18 protein-coding genes are annotated in these 17,900 nt (G+C 72.4%); 1 reads left to right on the top strand and 17 read right to left on the bottom strand.

Going from position 1 to position 17,900, the window contains the following annotated elements; genetic code table 11:
* Positions 1-9: 9 nt before the first annotated feature.
* The 9 genes from mihF to pyrR form a co-directional block, all read right to left on the bottom strand.
* Positions 10-336, bottom strand: a complete 327-nt coding sequence (mihF, locus tag ACIO9K_RS14975) for an integration host factor, actinobacterial type (protein ID WP_063346755.1) — start codon at positions 334-336, stop codon at positions 10-12.
* Positions 337-701: 365 nt separating this feature from the next.
* Positions 702-1,535 (bottom strand): orotidine-5'-phosphate decarboxylase, encoded by an 834-nt coding sequence (gene pyrF / locus ACIO9K_RS14970; RefSeq protein ID WP_350877835.1) that lies wholly within the window; start codon positions 1,533-1,535, stop codon positions 702-704.
* A gap of 101 nt (positions 1,536-1,636) precedes the next feature.
* A complete protein-coding gene (locus tag ACIO9K_RS14965; RefSeq protein ID WP_400329901.1) occupies positions 1,637-2,752 on the bottom strand; it encodes a quinone-dependent dihydroorotate dehydrogenase in 1,116 nt (371 codons plus the stop codon).
* A 106-nt stretch (positions 2,753-2,858) separates the two neighbouring features.
* Positions 2,859-6,167, bottom strand: coding sequence for a carbamoyl-phosphate synthase large subunit (carB, locus tag ACIO9K_RS14960; protein ID WP_363618297.1), 3,309 nt, complete (start codon positions 6,165-6,167; stop codon positions 2,859-2,861).
* Positions 6,160-7,377 (bottom strand): glutamine-hydrolyzing carbamoyl-phosphate synthase small subunit, encoded by a 1,218-nt coding sequence (gene carA, locus ACIO9K_RS14955; protein ID WP_363583144.1) that lies wholly within the window; start codon positions 7,375-7,377, stop codon positions 6,160-6,162. Before carA ends, carB begins: the two co-directional genes overlap by 8 nt.
* On the bottom strand, positions 7,374-7,940 hold the full coding sequence (locus ACIO9K_RS14950; RefSeq protein WP_363618295.1) for a hypothetical protein: 567 nt from the start codon (positions 7,938-7,940) through the stop codon (positions 7,374-7,376). Before ACIO9K_RS14950 ends, carA begins: the two co-directional genes overlap by 4 nt.
* On the bottom strand, positions 7,937-9,241 hold the full coding sequence (locus ACIO9K_RS14945) for a dihydroorotase (RefSeq protein ID WP_363618293.1): 1,305 nt from the start codon (positions 9,239-9,241) through the stop codon (positions 7,937-7,939). The genes ACIO9K_RS14950 and ACIO9K_RS14945 overlap by 4 nt, the downstream gene beginning before the upstream one ends.
* A complete protein-coding gene (locus ACIO9K_RS14940) occupies positions 9,238-10,212 on the bottom strand; it encodes an aspartate carbamoyltransferase catalytic subunit (protein ID WP_363583140.1) in 975 nt (324 codons plus the stop codon). Before ACIO9K_RS14940 ends, ACIO9K_RS14945 begins: the two co-directional genes overlap by 4 nt.
* A gap of 5 nt (positions 10,213-10,217) precedes the next feature.
* A complete protein-coding gene (gene pyrR, locus ACIO9K_RS14935) occupies positions 10,218-10,865 on the bottom strand; it encodes a bifunctional pyr operon transcriptional regulator/uracil phosphoribosyltransferase PyrR (RefSeq protein ID WP_363372728.1) in 648 nt (215 codons plus the stop codon).
* Between the two features lie 328 nt (positions 10,866-11,193).
* Here pyrR and ACIO9K_RS14930 point away from each other — a divergent pair, with 328 nt between their 5' ends.
* A complete protein-coding gene (locus ACIO9K_RS14930) occupies positions 11,194-11,697 on the top strand; it encodes a transcriptional regulator (protein WP_031072501.1) in 504 nt (167 codons plus the stop codon).
* A gap of 124 nt (positions 11,698-11,821) precedes the next feature.
* Here the strand turns inward: ACIO9K_RS14930 and ACIO9K_RS14925 are convergent, their stop codons facing one another.
* From ACIO9K_RS14925 to ACIO9K_RS14890, 8 genes are all read right to left on the bottom strand, one after another.
* Complete coding sequence (locus ACIO9K_RS14925; RefSeq protein ID WP_363618289.1) at positions 11,822-12,763, bottom strand: hypothetical protein; 942 nt, start codon at positions 12,761-12,763, stop codon at positions 11,822-11,824.
* A gap of 220 nt (positions 12,764-12,983) precedes the next feature.
* Entirely contained in the window at positions 12,984-13,811 is an 828-nt protein-coding gene (locus ACIO9K_RS14920; RefSeq protein WP_363618287.1) for a thioesterase family protein, read from the bottom strand.
* A gap of 159 nt (positions 13,812-13,970) precedes the next feature.
* Positions 13,971-14,408, bottom strand: a complete 438-nt coding sequence (gene nusB, locus ACIO9K_RS14915) for a transcription antitermination factor NusB (RefSeq protein ID WP_063346766.1) — start codon at positions 14,406-14,408, stop codon at positions 13,971-13,973.
* 4 nt (positions 14,409-14,412) lie between these two features.
* A complete protein-coding gene (gene efp / locus ACIO9K_RS14910) occupies positions 14,413-14,976 on the bottom strand; it encodes an elongation factor P (protein WP_350877845.1) in 564 nt (187 codons plus the stop codon).
* 79 nt (positions 14,977-15,055) lie between these two features.
* Positions 15,056-16,162, bottom strand: a complete 1,107-nt coding sequence (locus ACIO9K_RS14905) for an aminopeptidase P family protein (RefSeq protein WP_363618285.1) — start codon at positions 16,160-16,162, stop codon at positions 15,056-15,058.
* A 90-nt stretch (positions 16,163-16,252) separates the two neighbouring features.
* Complete coding sequence (rpmF, locus tag ACIO9K_RS14900; protein WP_063346769.1) at positions 16,253-16,426, bottom strand: 50S ribosomal protein L32; 174 nt, start codon at positions 16,424-16,426, stop codon at positions 16,253-16,255.
* A gap of 54 nt (positions 16,427-16,480) precedes the next feature.
* Positions 16,481-16,717 (bottom strand): 30S ribosomal protein S18, encoded by a 237-nt coding sequence (gene rpsR / locus ACIO9K_RS14895; protein ID WP_363618284.1) that lies wholly within the window; start codon positions 16,715-16,717, stop codon positions 16,481-16,483.
* A gap of 12 nt (positions 16,718-16,729) precedes the next feature.
* Positions 16,730-17,896 (bottom strand): CobW family GTP-binding protein, encoded by a 1,167-nt coding sequence (locus ACIO9K_RS14890; RefSeq protein WP_400329889.1) that lies wholly within the window; start codon positions 17,894-17,896, stop codon positions 16,730-16,732.
* Between the last annotated feature and the right edge of the window lie 4 nt (positions 17,897-17,900).

Raw genomic sequence — 17,900 nt, 5'->3', positions numbered from 1 at the left:
GGGGCACGGTCAGGCGGCACCGCCGCCGAACTCCCGCTCCAGGGAGGCGATCTGGTTCGTACCGAGGCCGCGGACGCGCCGGCTCTCGCTGATGCCGAGGCGTTCCATGATCTGCTTGGCACGGACCTTGCCGACGCCGGGAAGGGACTCCAACAGTGCGGAGACCTTCATCTTGCCGATGACGTCGTTCTCGGCCTTTCCGGCCTTGATCACCTCGTGCAGGGAGGCGCCGGAGTGCTTGAGCCGGTTCTTGACCTCGGCGCGCTCCCGGCGAGCCTCGGCGGCCTTGGCGAGCGCGGCGGTGCGCTGTTCAGGGGTAAGGGGCGGAAGAGCCACGCCGTTCACCTCAGGGTGTGGAAGGAAGGGATTGAGCTATGACTGGTTTGGATCCCAGGACACCGTCCGCAAGGGGAACCAGAGGGCCCTTGACCTGCGGGAGCTACGGGTTTCGCGGCTCGCCGATGACCTATCGCCGGACACTACCCGGATTGCGGCGCCACGTCAGGAAAAGAACACGAAAAGTCCTGGTCAGCCAAGGCCGACCAGGACTTTCCAGGGCAAAATGACCGCGATTGCGAAACTTTGACACCGCCAATGTGACGGCGCTCACGTCAACTCCGGGGAGGTCCGGGGACCCTCGCCGGGCTGCGCACACTGCGCAGGGTCATCGCCCCGCTACGCGCTCGCGCCCTCGATCGCCGCTACTTCACCGCGTCCGCGTACTCGCCGACGAACCGCTCGGCCGCCGAGCGCAGGGCCGCCACCGACGGACCGTGCTTGAGCACGTCCCGGCTGACGCTCGGCACCACGTTGATCACCGCGGCGCCGAACACCCGCGGCAGGTCGGCCATCGTCGCGCCCTGGGCGCCGATCCCGGGGGCCAGCAGCGGGCCGTTGATGGCCAGTTCCACGCCCGCGTCGGCGAGCGTCGCGCCGACGACCGCGCCGAAGGAGCCCAGCGGGGCGGCGTCGCCGTTCTCCGCCGCCAGCTGCCGCAGCACCGAGGCCGCGACCGACTCGCCGTCCGCGCCGACCGCCCGCTGCACCTCGTGGCCCTCCGGGTTGGAGGTGAGCGCCAGCGCGAACACGCCGCAGCCCTGCGCGCGGGCCAGGTCGAGGGCCGGGCGCAGCGAGCCGAAGCCCAGGTACGGGCTGACCGTGACGGCGTCCGAGAACAGCGGGCTGCCGGGCGACAGGAAGGCCTCCGCGTAGGCGGCCATGGTGGAACCGATGTCGCCGCGCTTGGCGTCCATCAGGACCAGCGCGCCGGCCGCCCTGGCCTCCTCGACGGACTTCTCCAGCACCGCGACGCCCTTGCTGCCGAAGCGCTCGAAGAAGGCGGCCTGCGGCTTGAGCACGGCCACCCGGTCGGCCAGCGCCTCGACGACGGTGCGGCTGAAGGTCTCCAGGCCGGCGAGGTCGTCGCCGAGCCCCCAGGCGGCGAGCAGGGAGGCGTGCGGGTCGATGCCGACGCAGAGCTGGCCGCGGGTGTCGAGGGCCTGGCGCAGCCGGGCGCCGAACGGGGCGAGGGTCATGTCGTCCTTCCGGAAGGTCGTGGGGAGGCCGCACGGAGGCCGTACGGAGGTCGTGCGCGGCTCGTACGGGGCGTCGTACGGGCCGGGGCCGCACGGTGGGTTCAGGAGGCGGCCCTGGTGCCGTCGACGGCGCTGCCGACGGCGGCGGCCAGGTCGCGGAAACCCGCGGCCCGGATCCGGGCGGAGAGGCCCCGGTGGATCCGGCGGCACCAGAACGGGCCCTCGTAGATGAAGGCGCTGTAGCCCTGGACGAGGTCCGCGCCGTGGACGATCCGCTGCCAGGCGTCCTCGGCGGTCTCGACGCCGCCGACCGAGACCAGCGTCAGCCGGCCCCCGGTCCGGGCGCGCAGGCGCTGGAGCACCTCCAGGGCGCGGGCCTTGAGCGGGGCGCCGGACAGGCCGCCCATGCCGATCTCCTCGACCCGGGAGGCGTCGGCGCGCAGGCCTTCGCGGCCGATCGTGGTGTTGGTGGCGATGATGCCGTCCAGGCCCAGTTCCAGGGCGAGGTCGGCGACCGCGTCGACGTCCTCGTCGGCCAGGTCGGGGGCGATCTTGACCAGCAGCGGGACGTGGTGCGCGGTGGTGCGGTCGGCGGCCTCGCGGACGGCGGCGAGCAGCGGGCGCAGGTGGTCCACGGCCTGGAGGTTGCGCAGCCCGGGGGTGTTCGGCGAACTGACGTTGACGACCAGGTAGTCGGCGTACTTGGCCAGCCGCTCGGTGGACTTGACGTAGTCGGCGACGGCGTCGGCCTCCTCGACCACCTTGGTCTTGCCGATGTTGACACCGATCACCGGGGTGGAGCTGGTGTGCGGGCGGGCGGCGAGGCGCGCGGCGACCCGGGCCGAGCCCTGGTTGTTGAAGCCCATCCGGTTGATCAGCGCGCGGTCCTCGACCAGGCGGAACAGCCGGGGCGTCGGGTTGCCCGGCTGGGGCTCGCCGGTGATGGTGCCGATCTCGACGTAGTCGAAGCCGAGCATCGCCAGGCCGTCGATGCCGACGCCGTTCTTGTCGAAGCCGGCCGCCAGGCCGAACGGCCCCGGCAGGTCGAGGCCGAGGGCGGTGGTGTGCAGCGCCCGGTCACGCGGGGCGAGCACCAGCCGCACCAGCGTGCGCAGGCCGGGCACCGAGGAGGCGAGCCGGATCCAGAAGAAGGCGAGGTGGTGGGCCTTCTCGGGGTCCATCTTCTTGAAGACGAGGTCGAACAGCAGCTTGTACAAAAACCCAACTCCCGGATCAGGGCCCGGATCTGAGCGTGAGCACCCGGATCAGGGCATGGAAGTGGGGGGCACCCGGCCGGCCTCGGTGCCCCCCACTGCGGTGGTGCTACTTGCGGCCGGCGTTGATCAGCGCGGCGTGCTCCTGGAGCGACATCACCCCGACCTCGTCGCGCAGCAGCGCGTCCATGCCCTGGACGGCCGCGCCCATCGCCTGGACCGTGGTCAGGCAGGGCACGCCGCGGGACACGGCGGCGGTGCGGATCTCGTAGCCGTCGAGGCGCCCGCCGGTGCCGTACGGCGTGTTGATAATGAGGTCGACCTCACCGTCGTGGATCAGCTGGACGATGGTCCGCTCGCCGTTGGGGCCCTCGCCCTCGCTGTGCTTGCGCACCAGCGTGGACGGGATGCCGCCGCGGTGCAGCACCTCGGCGGTGCCGGCGGTGGCGAGCACCTCGAAGCCGAGGCCGACCAGCGCGCGGGCCGGGAAGACCAGGTTGCGCTTGTCGCGGTTGGCGACCGAGACGAAGACCTTGCCCTTGGTCGGCAGCGCGCCGTAGGCGCCGGCCTGGGCCTTGGCGTAGGCCGTGCCGAAGACCTTGTCGATGCCCATGACCTCGCCGGTCGAGCGCATCTCCGGGCCGAGCACGGTGTCCACGCCGCGGCCGTGGATGTCGCGGAAGCGGCTCCACGGCATCACGGCCTCCTTGACCGCGATCGGCGCGTCGGCCGGCAGCGTGCCGCCGTCGCCCTCGGCCGGGAGCAGGCCCTCGGCGCGCAGTTCGGCGATGGTGGCGCCGAGCGAGATCCGGGCGGCGGCCTTGGCCAGCGGCACGGCGGTCGCCTTGGAGGTGAACGGCACGGTGCGGGAGGCGCGCGGGTTGGCCTCCAGCACGTACAGGATGTCCCCGGCCAGTGCGAACTGGATGTTGATCAGGCCGCGGACGCCGACGCCGCGCGCGATGGCCTCGGTGGAGGTGCGCAGGCGCTTGATGTCGTAGCCGCCGAGGGTGATCGGGGGCAGCGCGCAGGCGGAGTCGCCGGAGTGGATGCCGGCCTCCTCGATGTGCTCCATGACGCCGCCGAGGTAGAGCTCGGTGCCGTCGTAGAGCGCGTCGACGTCGATCTCCACCGCGTCGTCGAGGAAGCGGTCGATGAGCACCGGGTGCTCGGAGATCAGGCCGGCGTGGCGCTCCAGGTAGGAGGCGAGCGAGGCCTCGTCGTAGACGATCTCCATGCCGCGGCCGCCGAGCACGTACGACGGGCGGGCGAGCACCGGGTAGCCGATCTCGTCGGCGATGGCCTTGGCCTCGGCGAAGGAGAAGGCGGTGCCGTGCTTGGGGGCGGGCAGGCCGGCGTCGCGCAGCACGCGGCCGAAGGCGCCGCGCTCCTCGGCGAGGTCGATCGCCTCGGGCTGGGTGCCGACGATCGGCACGCCGTTGTCCTTGAGCGCCTGGGCCAGGCCGAGCGGGGTCTGGCCGCCGAGCTGGACGATCACGCCGGCCAGCGGGCCGGCCTGCTGCTCGGCGTGGACGATCTCCAGCACGTCCTCCAGGGTGAGCGGCTCGAAGTAGAGCCGGTCGGAGGTGTCGTAGTCGGTGGAGACGGTCTCCGGGTTGCAGTTGACCATCACGGTCTCGTACCCGGCGTCGGCCAGCGCGAAGGAGGCGTGCACGCAGGAGTAGTCGAACTCGATGCCCTGGCCGATGCGGTTCGGGCCGGAGCCGAGGATGATCACGGCCGGCTTGGTGCGCGGGGCGACCTCGTTCTCCTCGTCGTAGGACGAGTAGAAGTACGGGGTCTTGGCGGCGAACTCGGCGGCGCAGGTGTCGACGGTCTTGAACACCGGGCGGATGCCGAGCGCGTGCCGGACCTCGCGGACGACGTCCGGCTTCAGGCCGCGGATCTCGCCGATCTGCTGGTCGGAGAAGCCGTGCCGCTTGGCGTGGCGCAGCAGTTCGGGGGTGAGCTCGGCGGCCTCGGTCAGCTCGCCGGCGATCTCGTCGAGCAGGAAGAGCTGGTCGACGAACCACGGGTCGATCTTGGTGGCCTCGAACACCTCCTCCGGGGTGGCGCCGGCCCGGATGGCCTGCATCACGGTGTTGATCCGGCCGTCGGTCGGCACGACCGCCTTGACCAGTAGCTCGGCCTTGTCGCCGACCGGGCCGGTCCAGGAGAACTGGGAGCCCTTCTTCTCCAGCGAGCGCAGCGCCTTCTGCAGCGCCTCGGGGAAGTTGCGGCCCATGGCCATGGCCTCGCCGACCGACTTCATGGTGGTGGTCAGCGTGGCGTCGGCGCTCGGGAACTTCTCGAACGCGAACCGGGGGACCTTCACCACGACGTAGTCGAGGGCCGGCTCGAAGGAGGCCGGGGTCTGCTCGGTGATGTCGTTGGGGATCTCGTCGAGCGTGTAGCCGACGGCCAGCTTGGCGGCGATCTTGGCGATCGGGAAGCCGGTCGCCTTCGAGGCCAGCGCGGAGGAGCGCGACACCCGCGGGTTCATCTCGATGACGATGACCCGGCCGTCGTCGGGGTTGACGGCGAACTGGATGTTGCAGCCGCCGGTGTCGACGCCGACCTCGCGGATCACGGCGATGCCGATGTCGCGCAGGATCTGGTACTCACGGTCGGTGAGGGTCATCGCCGGGGCGACGGTGATCGAGTCACCGGTGTGCACGCCCATCGGGTCGAAGTTCTCGATCGAGCAGACGACCACGACGTTGTCGTTCTTGTCGCGCATCAGCTCCAGCTCGTACTCCTTCCAGCCGAGGATGGACTCCTCCAAGAGCACCTCGGTGGTCGGCGAGAGGGCCAGGCCCTGGCCGGCGATGCGGCGCAGGTCCTCCTCGTCGTGGGCGAAGCCGGAGCCGGCGCCGCCCATGGTGAAGGAGGGGCGCACGACGACCGGGTAGCCGCCGAGCGTGTCGACGCCGGCCAACACGTCGTCCATCGAGTGGCAGATGACCGAGCGGGCGGACTCGCCGTGGCCGATCTTGGCGTTGACCGCCTCGACGACGCCCTTGAACAGCTCGCGGTCCTCGCCCTTGTTGATCGCCACCACGTCGGCGCCGATCAGCTCGACGCCGTACTTCTCCAGCGTCCCGGCCGAGTGCAGGGAGATCGCGGTGTTGAGCGCGGTCTGCCCGCCGAGGGTCGGCAGCAGCGCGTCGGGGCGCTCCTTGGCGATGATCCGCTCGACGAACTCCGGGGTGATCGGCTCGACGTAGGTGGCGTCGGCGATCTCCGGGTCGGTCATGATCGTGGCCGGGTTGGAGTTGACCAGCACGACCCGCAGGCCCTCGGCCTTGAGGACGCGGCAGGCCTGCGTGCCCGAGTAGTCGAACTCGGCGGCCTGGCCGATCACGATCGGGCCGGACCCGATCACCAGGACGGACTTGATGTCAGTGCGCTTAGGCACGCTGGCCCTCCATGAGCTTCACGCTGTGCTTGTCGTCGCCTCGCATGAGCTCGACGAACCGGTCGAAGAGGTAGGCCGCGTCGTGCGGGCCGGCCGCCGCTTCGGGGTGGTACTGCACGCTGAAGGCGGGGACGTCGAGCGCCTGGAGGCCCTCGACCACGTCGTCGTTGAGGCAGACGTGGGAGACCTCGACCCGCCCGAAGGGGGTGTCGCTCACCCGGTCCAGCGGTGCGTCCACGGCGAAGCCGTGGTTGTGCGCGGTCACCTCGACCTTGCCGGTGGTGCGGTCCTGCACCGGCTGGTTGATGCCGCGGTGGCCGTACTTGAGCTTGTAGGTGCCGAAGCCCAGCGCGCGGCCGAGGATCTGGTTGCCGAAGCAGATCCCGAAGAACGGGGTCCCGCGCTCCAGCACGCCCTGCGCGACGGCGACCTGGTGGTCGGCGGTGGCCGGGTCGCCCGGGCCGTTGGAGAAGAACACGCCGTCCGGCTGGACCGCGTAGAGGTCCTCCAGGGTGGAGTTGGCCGGCAGCACGTGCACCTCGATGCCGCGCTCGGCCATCCGCTGCGGGGTCATCCCCTTGATGCCGAGGTCCAGCGCGGCGACGGTGAACTCCGCAGTGCCGATGGGCAGGGCTTCGCCGCCGGGACCGATCGCGGGCACGACGTACGCCTCGGTGGTGGCCACCTCGGCGCACAGGTCGGCGCCCTTCATCTCGGGCGACCGCTGCACCCGGGCGAGCAGTTCGGCCTGGTCGGTCAGCGCCTCGCCGGAGAAGATGCCGCAGCGCATCGCGCCGCGCTCGCGCAGGTGGCGGGTGAGCGCCCGGGTGTCGATGCCGCTGATGCCGACGACGCCCTGGCGGACGAGCTCCTCGTCCAGCGAGCGGGTGGAGCGCCAGTTGGACGCCACCCGGGCGGGGTCGCGCACGACGTACCCGGCGACCCAGATCCGCTTGGACTCGTCGTCCTCGTCGTTCCAGCCGGTGTTGCCGATCTGCGGGGCGGTCATCACGACCACCTGGCGGTGGTACGACGGGTCGGTGAGGGTCTCCTGGTAGCCGGACATGCCGGTGTTGAAGACGGCCTCGCCGAAGGTCTCGCCGGTCGCGCCGTAGGCCTCGCCGCGGAAGGTCCGGCCGTCCTCCAGGACGAGCACGGCGGGGGTGCGCTCCCGCCGTCGGCGCTGCGTGGTGGGGGCAGGTGCGGTCATTGAGCGGCCTCTTCCGTCTTCGTCTTCGTACGTGTTGCGAGTTGGGCGATCGCCTCGACCCAGGCGGCGTGCTCGTCCGGGTGGTCGGCCCGGAAGCCCGAGTCCAGCTCGGTGCCCTCGTGCGTCCAGGTGACGACGAGCAGCCCGGCCGGGACGACCTTGCCGGCGATCCCGGAGTCCGTGCGGGCACCGGTCAGGTGCTCGGCCGGGATCCAGAGGTCGACGTCACCGGGGCGCCGCACCAGCAGGCCGTCCTCGCCGAGGGTGAGGTCGGCGCGGCTGCGGGTGCCCAGGCCGTGCGCGACGACCCGGTCGAGCCAGTTCCCGGCGGTGGTGGAGCCGTGGTAGCGCCCGCTGGTCTCCAGGATGGTCCGCCCGGCGCCGGCCGGCACGGCGGGCAGCGGCGGGATGCCGGACTGGAGGGTGCGCCGCCAGTTCCAGCCCTGCCGCATCAGCCAGTAGACGAGCCCGATGACGATCAGCAGGCCGACGGCCCAGCCGATGTACCCGGGCCAGTTGGTGACCTTGGCCTGCTCCTGGGCGAGCGCGGCCGGGCCGGTCACGCCGCCCCGCCCTGCTCGGCCAGCTCGCCGGCCAGCACGGTGGCGCGCCCGCGCAGGAAGGTGGCGTGCACCCGTCCGGGCAGGTCAAGGCCCTTGTAGGGGGTGTTGCGGCTACGGGTGGCGAAGCTGTCCGGGTTCACGGCACCACGGTACGCGGGATCGAACAGCACCAGGTTGGCCGGCTCACCGACCGAGACGGGACGGCCCTGTCCGGCGAGACGGCCGATCCGGGCCGGGCGGTGCGACATGCGGTCGGCGACGCCCTCCCAGTTCAGCAGGCCGGTGTCCACCATGGTCTGCTGCACGACCGACAGCGCGGTCTCCAGGCCGACCATGCCCATCGCGGCGACGGCCCACTCGCAGTCCTTGTCCTCGTCCGGGTGCGGCGCGTGGTCGGTGGCGACGGCGTCGATGGTGCCGTCCGCGAGCGCCTTGCGCAGCGCCTGGACGTCCTCGGCGGTGCGCAGCGGCGGGTTGACCTTGTAGACCGGGTCGTAGGAGCGGACCAGCTCGTCGGTGAGCAGCAGGTGGTGCGGGGTGACCTCGGCGGTGACGTCCCAGCCCTTGGCCTTGGCCCAGCGGATGATCTCGACCGAGCCTGCGGTGGAGACGTGGCAGACGTGCAGCCGGGAGCCGACGTGCGCGGCGAGCAGCACGTCCCGCGCGATGATCGACTCCTCGGCGACGGCCGGCCAGCCGCCGAGCCCGAGCTCGCCGGAGACCTGGCCCTCGTTCATCTGGGCGCCCTCGGTGAGCCGCGGCTCCTGGGCGTGCTGGGCGACGACGCCGTCGAAGGCCTTCACGTACTCCAGGGCGCGGCGCATCAGCACCGCGTCGTCCACGCACTTGCCGTCGTCGGAGAAGACCCGCACGTTCGCGGCGGACTCGTGCATCGCGCCCAGCTCGGCGAGCTTGTTGCCCTCCAGGCCGACGGTGACGGCGCCGACCGGCTGCACGTCGCAGTAGCCGGCCTCCTGGCCGAGCCGCCAGACCTGCTCGACCACGCCGGCGGTGTCGGCCACCGGGGTGGTGTTGGCCATCGCGTGCACGGCGGTGAAGCCGCCCATCGCGGCGGCCCGGGTGCCGGTGAGCACGGTCTCGGCGTCCTCGCGGCCGGGCTCGCGCAGGTGGGTGTGCAGGTCGACGAGACCGGGCAGCACGATCAGGCCGCCGGCCTCGATCTCGATGTCCGCCTCGACCGCCAGGTCGGTGCCGATCGCCTGGATCACACCGTCGGCGAGGTGGAGGTCCTGCGGGGCACCGCCGAGGATCTGGGCGTTGCGGATCAGGTAGGTGGTCACTGAGCGGTCTCCACGGAGTCGGTGCGGGCGTCGTTGAGGGTGGCTCCCCCGAGCAGCAGGTACAGGACGGCCATCCGGACCGACACGCCGTTGGCGACCTGCTCGACCACGGTGCAGCGCGGCGAGTCGGCGACCTCGGCGGTGATCTCCATGCCGCGCACCATCGGGCCGGGGTGCATCACGATGGCGTGCTCGGGCAGCTGGGACATCCGGGTGCCGTTCAGGCCGTAGCGGCGGCTGTACTCTCGCTCGGTCGGGAAGAACGCGGCGTTCATCCGCTCGCGCTGCACCCGGAGCATCATCACCGCGTCCGTCTTGGGGAGCACGCGGTCCAGGTCGTAGCTGACCTCGCAGGGCCAGTTCTCGATGCCGATCGGCAGCAGCGTCGGCGGGGCGACGAAGGTCACCTGGGCACCGAGGGTGGTCAGCAGGTGCACGTTGGAACGGGCGACCCGGCTGTGCAGGATGTCGCCGACGATGGTCACCCGGCGCCCGGCGAGGTCGTGGCCCAGCCCGGCGTTGAGGTGGCGGCGCATGGTGAAGGCGTCGAGCAGCGCCTGGGTGGGGTGCTCGTGGGTGCCGTCACCGGCGTTGATCACGCTGCCGTGCAGCCAGTCGGACTGGGCGAGACGGGCCGGCGCGCCCGAGGCGTGGTGCCGGACGACGACCGCGTCGGCGCCCATCGCCTGGAGGGTGAGCGCGGTGTCCTTGAGGCTCTCGCCCTTGGAGACGGAGGAGCCCTTGGCGGAGAAGTTGATGACGTCGGCGGAGAGCCGCTTCTCGGCGACCTCGAAGGAGGTCTTGGTGCGGGTCGAGTCCTCGAAGAAGAGGTTGACGACGGTCCGGCCGCGCAGCGTGGGCAGCTTCTTGACGGCCCGTCCGGAGAGCTGGGCCAGCTCCTCGGCGGTGTCCAGGATCAGCAGCGCGTCGTCGCGGGTGAGATCGGCGGCGGAGACGAGGTGGCGCTTCACGCGGGTTACTCCGGGAGGTGCGGTTCGGACGGCTGGGAGGCCAGGGCCTGCGAACCCTGTTCATCGCGCGCGGAGCGCGACGCATCGGTGTAGTCGCGGTCGCCGACCAGCACGGCGTCCACGCCGTCGCTGTCGGACAGGCGCACCTGCACGGCCTCGCGCAGCGAGGTGGGGAGGTTCTTGCCCACGTAGTCGGCCCGGATCGGCAGCTCGCGGTGGCCGCGGTCGACCAGGACGGCGAGCTGGACGGCGCGCGGGCGGCCGATGTCGTTCAGCGCGTCGAGCGCGGCCCGGATGGTGCGGCCGGAGAAGAGCACGTCGTCGACGAGGATGACGAGCTTGCCGTCGATGCCGCCGGACGGGATCTCGGTGTGCTCCAGGGCGCGGGCGGGCTTGAGCCGCAGGTCGTCCCGGTACATGGTGATGTCCAGGGCCCCGAGCGGGATCTCGCGCCCGGTGATCTGGGCCAGTCGGCCGTGCAGGCGGCGGGCGAGGTGGACGCCCCTGGTGTGGATGCCGAGCAGCACGACGTCCTCTGCGCCCTTGGCGCGCTCGACGATCTCGTGCGCTATCCGGGTGACGACCCGGGCGATGTCCGTGCCGTCCAGCACCTGGTGCGGCGGTCGCGGCGTCGAATCTTGGTGTGTGGTCATGCCGAAGCGGACCTCCTTCCCCGCCTCACTGGACGGGCCTTAAAGGATGTCTGGGACTGCCCCCGCCGACCGGGCGCGGGCTTCGAGCCATCCTAGCAGCGGGCCGGGAGGCAACCGGACACGCACCATTCCGCTTCGCCGGGTTCACGCCCCGGACGCCGCGGATGCGGGCCATTCGCACGACTGCCCCATTCGGCTTGACGCAGCTACCTTACTCTACGTAACCTCACAGTGAGTTACGAGACGGACGTCGAACCCACCGGTAACGGCGTCGGCAATCGTCCGTGACCCACCACTGAACGCGAAGCAATCTCGTCCGGGGAGATCAATGTCCAGCGACTACGCGAAGCAACTCGGAGGCAAGCTCCGAGCGATCCGCACTCAGCAGGGTCTCTCCCTGCACGGTGTCGAGGAGAAGTCCCAGGGGCGCTGGAAGGCAGTCGTCGTCGGCTCGTACGAGCGCGGCGACCGTGCGGTCACCGTGCAGCGGCTGGCCGAGCTGGCGGAGTTCTACGGCGTCCCGGTGCAGGAGCTGCTGCCCGGCGGCACCCCCGGCGGCGCGGCCGAGCCGCCGCCGCGCCTGGTGCTCGACCTGGAGAGACTGACCCAGGTCCCGTCCGAGAAGGCCGGCCCGCTGCAGCGCTACGCGGCGACGATCCAGAGCCAGCGCGGCGACTACAACGGCAAGGTGCTGTCGATCCGCCAGGACGACCTGCGCACCCTGGCGGTCATCTACGACCAGTCGCCGTCGATCCTCACCGAGCAGCTGATCTCCTGGGGCGTGCTGAACCCCGACGCGCGCCGCGCGGTGCGCGAGGAGGAGGCGAGCTGACGCTCGCCGCACCGGCTCCCGCCGGCTCGGTCCGCGGTCCGGGCCACGCCCCGGGCCGTGCAGAAACGTCACGGCGCGGCACCCCGCATCCCGGGGGCCGCGCCGTCGCGCGTCCACGGCCGGCTCAGCAGACCGTCCCCAGGCTGTAGCCGGGCTGCGCCGCCACGCCGTCCAGCCGCACCGGCCCGGCAGCCGGCGCCCAGTCCTGCCCGCCGCTCGACCAGGCCCAGGAGGCCGGCAGGAAGTGCTCGTCGGCGGCTCCGCCACGGGCGCCGCCCGCCGCCACCGAGCCCTGCGAGCCGTGCAGCACCGCCACCCCCGGCAGCTCCAGCGCCAATCCGGCGCACAGCACCGCGCAGACCAGCTCCAGGTCCTCGTCGTTGATCCGGACCACGCCGTCCTCCCACTGCAGCACCCGGGCCGCCGCGGTCAACCGCCCGCCCGGCGCGTCCACCCGCAGCCGCAGCTCGTACACCCCGGCGCCCGCGCCGACCAGCATCCGGCGGAACACCTCGGCGCCGCGCTGGCGGGCGGCGCGCACCCAGCGGGCGTGCTCCTCGTCGACCTCGCCCGCGGCCCCGGACAGGCCGCCGTCCAGCAGCAGGTCGGCGTGGCAGAGCGTCAGCCCGTTCTCCCGGGCCCGGACCAGGCGCGGCACGAAGTCCCCGGCCAGTTCCTCGCCCTGATAGGCCAACAGCTGGGTCTGCAACGGCGGATTGACCAGGTAGCGGTCGCGGGCGAGCGGCTCGGCCGGGTCCAGCCCGTGCAGCACGCAGAACTCCGCGAAGTCCTGCGGGTGGAACATCCGGGCCCGCACGGTGTCGAAGCGGTCCAGGGCGTCGGCCAGCAGCTCGGCGGTCTCGGCCAGGTAGTGCTCGTGGTCGGCGGCGTTCGACAGCCCCCAGGCGCGGGCCCGGGCGAAGTCGGCCGCGCTGGTCAGGATCCCGATGACGAACGCCTGCTCGGCCCCCTCGGCCCGCCGCCGCTGGTGCGGCGCCCGCACCGTGGGTCGCGGGCCGCCGGCGATGCAGTCGGAGTTGCGGCGGGCACGGCCGTTGCGGCTCATGCGCCCACCTCGCTGCGCTCGGCACGGGCCTGCGCCCCTGCGCGCCTCTCGGTGGTTCGCTCGCTGCGCTCGCTCACGGGATGGCTCCTGGCATCGACGGGTACCGTCGGCGGGTGACGGTCAGCGGCCGGCTCGCCGCTGACCGTCTATCTCCCCATCCGCGCGCGCCGCACACGTACGGCGTGTCACAGAAATGTAACCGACGGTAAGACGATGTGATTCACGCCGTCCGCGGCACCCGGGCGAGCTGGCGGGACTGCGCGACCAGGCGGCCGGACTCGTCCCAGACCTCGGCGTCCTCCTCGAAGTACCCGCCGGCCACGTTGCGGGTGGCGTGGGTGACCCGCAACCAGCCCGGGACCGGCCTGGCCCGCAGGTGGACGGTCAGTTCGACGGTCGGGGCCCACCCGGGCATGCCCAGGTCGAAGGTCACCGGCGGCAGCGCGTCGGCGACCAGCAGGAGCAGCAGCGGGTCGGGATCGCGGCCGTCGGCGAGCCGGAACCAGCCCTGGATCCGCCCGTTGCCGGACGGCTGCCCGAGCGCCCAGCCGATGGTGGCCGGGTCCAGCCGCAGGTCGAAGCGCTCCAGCAGCTCGGCCTGGGCGATCAGCTCCCGGGGCGCGTGCTCGACGCCGACGCACTGGTCCGGCGGCGGCAGCTGCGGCGGCACGGCGCTGGTGCGCACCTCGCCGTCGGCGGTGGAGAGGTCGCCGTGGCTGGCGACCACCCGCAGCCGCTCCACGCCGTCCTGGCTGAGCGAGGCGGTGCCGGTGGAGAGCCCGCGGCCGGTGCGCAGCACCTCGGTGCGGACGGTGGCCGGGCCGGGCGTGGAGGCGGACAGGTAGTAACCACTGATCGACACCGGGTCGGGGTGGTCACCGTGCTCCAGCGACAGCGCGTGTCCGGCGACGGCGAGCAGCAGCCCGCCGTTGACCCCGCCGCCGATCTGCCAGCCGGCACCGAGTTCGGCCTCGTAGCGGCCGGGCTCGTCAGGGTGCCGGGTCAGGGCGATGCCCTGGTCGAACTCGCTGCGGGTCGCGGTGGTCATGGGGGTGGCCTGCCCTTCACTGCGGGTTTCCGAACGCCAAGTTACTGGCGAGTAGGGCACCACCTTACGCCGCCCGGGTGAAACGCGCGACGGCCGCCGGACCCGGAATCCGGGTCCAGCGGCCGTTCTGCGGGTCTCACCGCCACCGGTGGTCGGGACCTACCGGCGGATGCTCGGCTTCAGCTCCAGGAAGCGGGCGAGCAGGCCGTTGACGAAGGCCGGGGAGTCGTCCGTGGAGAACTCCTTGGCGATCTCCACGGCCTCGTCCAGGACGACCGCGTCCGGGACGCCGTCCTCCCAGATCAGCTCGTAGGCGCCGAGCCGCAGGACGTTGCGGTCCACGATCGGCATCCGGTCGAGGGTCCAGCCCACCGCGTACTGCGAGATCAGGTCGTCGATCCGTCGAGCGTGCTGGACGTACCCCTCGATCAGCTCCATGGTGTACTCGCCGACCTGCGGGGTGCCCTCGTCGGGCTTCGGCTCGCGGGCGCGGGCCACCCAGTCCGCGAGGACCCGCTGCGGGTCGACCCCGCGGTGGTCGGCCTCGAAGAGGATCTGGAAGGCCCGGGTGCGGGCCTTGCTACGTGCGGCCGACACGGACTTACTTCACCCGGCCGAGGTAGCTGCCGTCGCGGGTGTCGACCTTGATCTTCTCACCGGTGACGATGAAGAGCGGCACGGCGATCTCGGCACCGGTCTCCAACGTGGCCGGCTTGGAGCCGCCGGTGGAGCGGTCGCCCTGGACGCCCGGCTCGGTGTGGGAGATCAGCAGCTCGACGGAGGCCGGGAGCTCGATGTACAGCGGGGAGCCCTCGTACATGGCGACCAGGGCCTCGAAGCCCTCCAGCAGGTACTTGGAGGCGTCGCCGACGACGGCCGGCTCGACCACGATCTGGTCGTAGGTGTCCGTGTCCATGAACACGAAGTTCTCGCCGTCCTTGTACGAGAACTGCATGCCGCGCTTGTCGACGTTGGCGGTCTCGACCTTGGTGCCGGCGTTGAAGGTCTTGTCGACGACCTTGCCGGTCAGGACCTCCTTGAGCTTCGTGCGCACGAAGGCCGGGCCCTTGCCGGGCTTGACGTGCTGGAACTCGACGACGGACCAGAGCTTGCCGCCCTCCAGCTTGAGGACCATGCCGTTCTTGAGATCGTTCGTGGAAGCCACGGGCGCACTTACTCCTGGATATAGCTGTCAAGGAACCAAGGCTTGCGTCCTGCCGCCGACGGCCGACGGGCGGCCGCGGTCACAGGGCGAGGAGCTCCTTGGTGGTGATGGTGAGCAGCTCCGGCCCGCCCTCCTCTGGGGGACGCACCACGAGCGTGTCCTCGATCCGGACACCGCCCTTGCCCGGGAGGTGGACCCCTGGGCCGACGGTGACCGGCACGCGGCTGTCCAGTTTACCCATGTCCGACGGACCGAGGCGCGGCGCCTCCCGGATCTCCAGCCCGATGCCGTGGCCCACCGGGTGCGGGGAGGTCTCGGTGTGGCCGGCCGCCTCCAGGATCTGCCGCGCGGCCCGGTCGGGCACGCACTGCTCCACGCCCGGCCCGAGCGCCTCCCGGGCGGCCCGCTGGGCCCGGAACACCAGCCGGTGCAGCTCCACCTGCCAGGGCGCGGGCGCGGCGCCGATCACGAAGGTCCGGGCGGTGGAGACGCCGTAGCCCCGGTACTGGGCGCCCATCACCACGGTGAGGAAGTCGCCCTCCTCCACCCGGCGGTCGGTCGGCTGGTGGGCGGGCTGGCCGGAGTGGCTGCCGGTGCCGACGGACACCGGGTAGGCCGCCCGGTCCGCGCCGTGGTCGATCATCCGGCGTTCCAGCTCCATCGCCAGGTGCCGTTCGGTGCGGCCGACCAGGATCGACTCCAGCAGCTCGCCGAGCGCCTGGTCGGCGATCTCGGCGGCGATCCGCAGGTCGGCGATCTCGTGCTCGTCCTTGACCACCCGCAGCCGCTCGACCACCTGCCCCAGGTCGGCCAGCCGGGCCCCCTCCGCCAGGCCCGCCACCGCGCGGTGGCGGCTGACGGTCAGGTCGTGCTCCTCCACCGCCAGGTCCGCCACGCCCAGTCGCACGGCGGCGGCGGCCGCCGCCAGGGCGGTGTCCGCCGCCGCCGCCACCGGTACCTGGGTGACGTCCGGCGCGATCAGGTGTTCCCCGGTGTCGTCCGCCGGCAGATCGTCCGGCACTGCCAGCAGCACCCGCTCCCGGGTCAGCAGCAGCGTCGCCCCGCAGGGCGCGCAGCCCGTCAGATACCGCACGTTCGCCGCCCGGGTGATCAGCGCCGCATCGGCCCCGGCCGCACTGCAGTGCTCCCTCACCCGCTCCCGCCGACCCGCGTACGCATCAGACATGCGTCGAGCCTACGAACCCCCACTCCGATCCGCCCGCCGAGCACCCCCGACAGGGCGCGCCCCCACCCCCGCACGCCCCCTCCGTGGTCGCTACGCCCCCTCCGGGTCGATCAGGCCGCGGCGGTAGGCGGGGACCAGGTTCTGGGGGACGAGCAGTTCGCGGCCGTTGAGGGTGATCGGGACGAGCTTCGGGGCCTTGCCCTTCCACTGGGCCCGGCGGTGCCGGGTGTTGCTGCGGGACGTCTTGCGCTTGGGGACGGCCATCGGGGGCTCCTTGACGGGTGGTGACGGTGGTGGCAGTGGTGACGGTGGGACCGGTTACCGGGTGGTGCCGGCGGCGTACGGGAGGAGGGCCATCTCGCGGGCGTTCTTGACGGCCCTGGCCACGGCGCGCTGCTGCTGGACGGTGAGCCGGGTGACGCGGCGGCTCCGGATCTTGCCGCGGTCGGAGACGAAGCGCCGCAGCAGGTCGGTGTCCTTGTAGTCGAGGTACTCGATGCCGGCCGCGAACAACGGGTTCGGCCGGGCCTTGGGCGGGTTCGGTCGCTTACGCACAGTGACGGCTCCTCAGTGAACGGGGTCGAGCAGGTCCCGGAAGGCGTCCGGCAGGGCCTTCCAGCCGGGTTCGCCCGCCGCGAGTTCGGCGTCGGTGAGCAGACAGGAGTCGAGCAGCCCGGTGACGCCGTCGACGTCGAGGCCCTCCGCGGTGAAGCTGAGCTGCTGCACCCGGTCGCCGTGCAGAGGGTGCCAGTCGAGGGCGGCGGCGGCCCGGCGGGCGGGCGGGTAGAGCTCCCAGGCGGCGTCGGGCAGGGAGGTGAGCCAGGGGCCGCACTCCTCGACGGCGAGGTTGGCCCCGGCGGCGTCCCAGGCGAGCATCAGGTCGGGCCGGTTGGCCAGCCAGAAGCGGCCGCGGCTGCGCTGGGCGGCGGGGACGAGCAGTTCCAGCGCCCGGTGCAGCCGCTCGGGGTGCAGCGGGCGGCGGCGCTCCCAGACCAGCGTGGTGACGCCGGCCTCGTCGCTCTCCTGCGGGAGCAGCGCGATCGCCGGGTTGACCCGGTCGCGGGCGGCGGCGACGTCGAAGCCGCCGAGGGCGGCCCGGGTGAGCGCCCCGGTGCCGAGCCGGACGACCCGGGCGGTGGGGTGGAGCTGGCGGAGCAACGCGAGCCCGGGCGCGTGCGCCGTCGCGCGCGGGACGGCGAGGGTGGTGGCGTACTCGACCTGGTGGGCGAGCGCCTCCGCGCGGGTCCGCTGGTCCTGGCGGGCGGTGTGCTCGCCGTGCTCCACCAGGTCGTCGGAGACGGAGAGTTCGCCGATCAGCCGGTCCGGGTCGACGGCCGTGACCACGCCCGCGAGTTCGACGGCGTCCTCCAGGTGGCGGCCGTCCGCCTCTCCCCCGGCGATCACCTCGACGGCCGGGTGCGGGTCGCTGCCGCCCCACAGTTCGACGATCGCGAGCCCGTACCGGCCCTCGTCGGCGATCCGCAGCAGTCGCGGCAGCAGGTCCTCGCGCAGGGCGCAGCAGGGGCAGTCGTTCACCAGCGGGACGTCGGCGGCGTCGAACCCGCCTCCCGCGTCGCGCAGTTCACGGTGGACGACGCCCTGCGAGGCCTCCCGCAGGTCATGGTGGAGGACCACCGCGTCCACCGCGGCCGCCGCCAACTCCCGGACGGCGGCGCGGCGTTCGTCGGCGTGCAGTCCGGCGACGACCACCACGGGCAGTTTGATCCCGTCCACGCCG

The organism is Kitasatospora sp. NPDC087271 (assembly GCF_044744605.1).
Lineage (GTDB): Bacteria > Actinomycetota > Actinomycetes > Streptomycetales > Streptomycetaceae > Kitasatospora.
The sequence above is the reverse complement of the archived record's forward strand: the minus strand, read 5'-3'. Positions and strand labels throughout refer to the sequence as shown.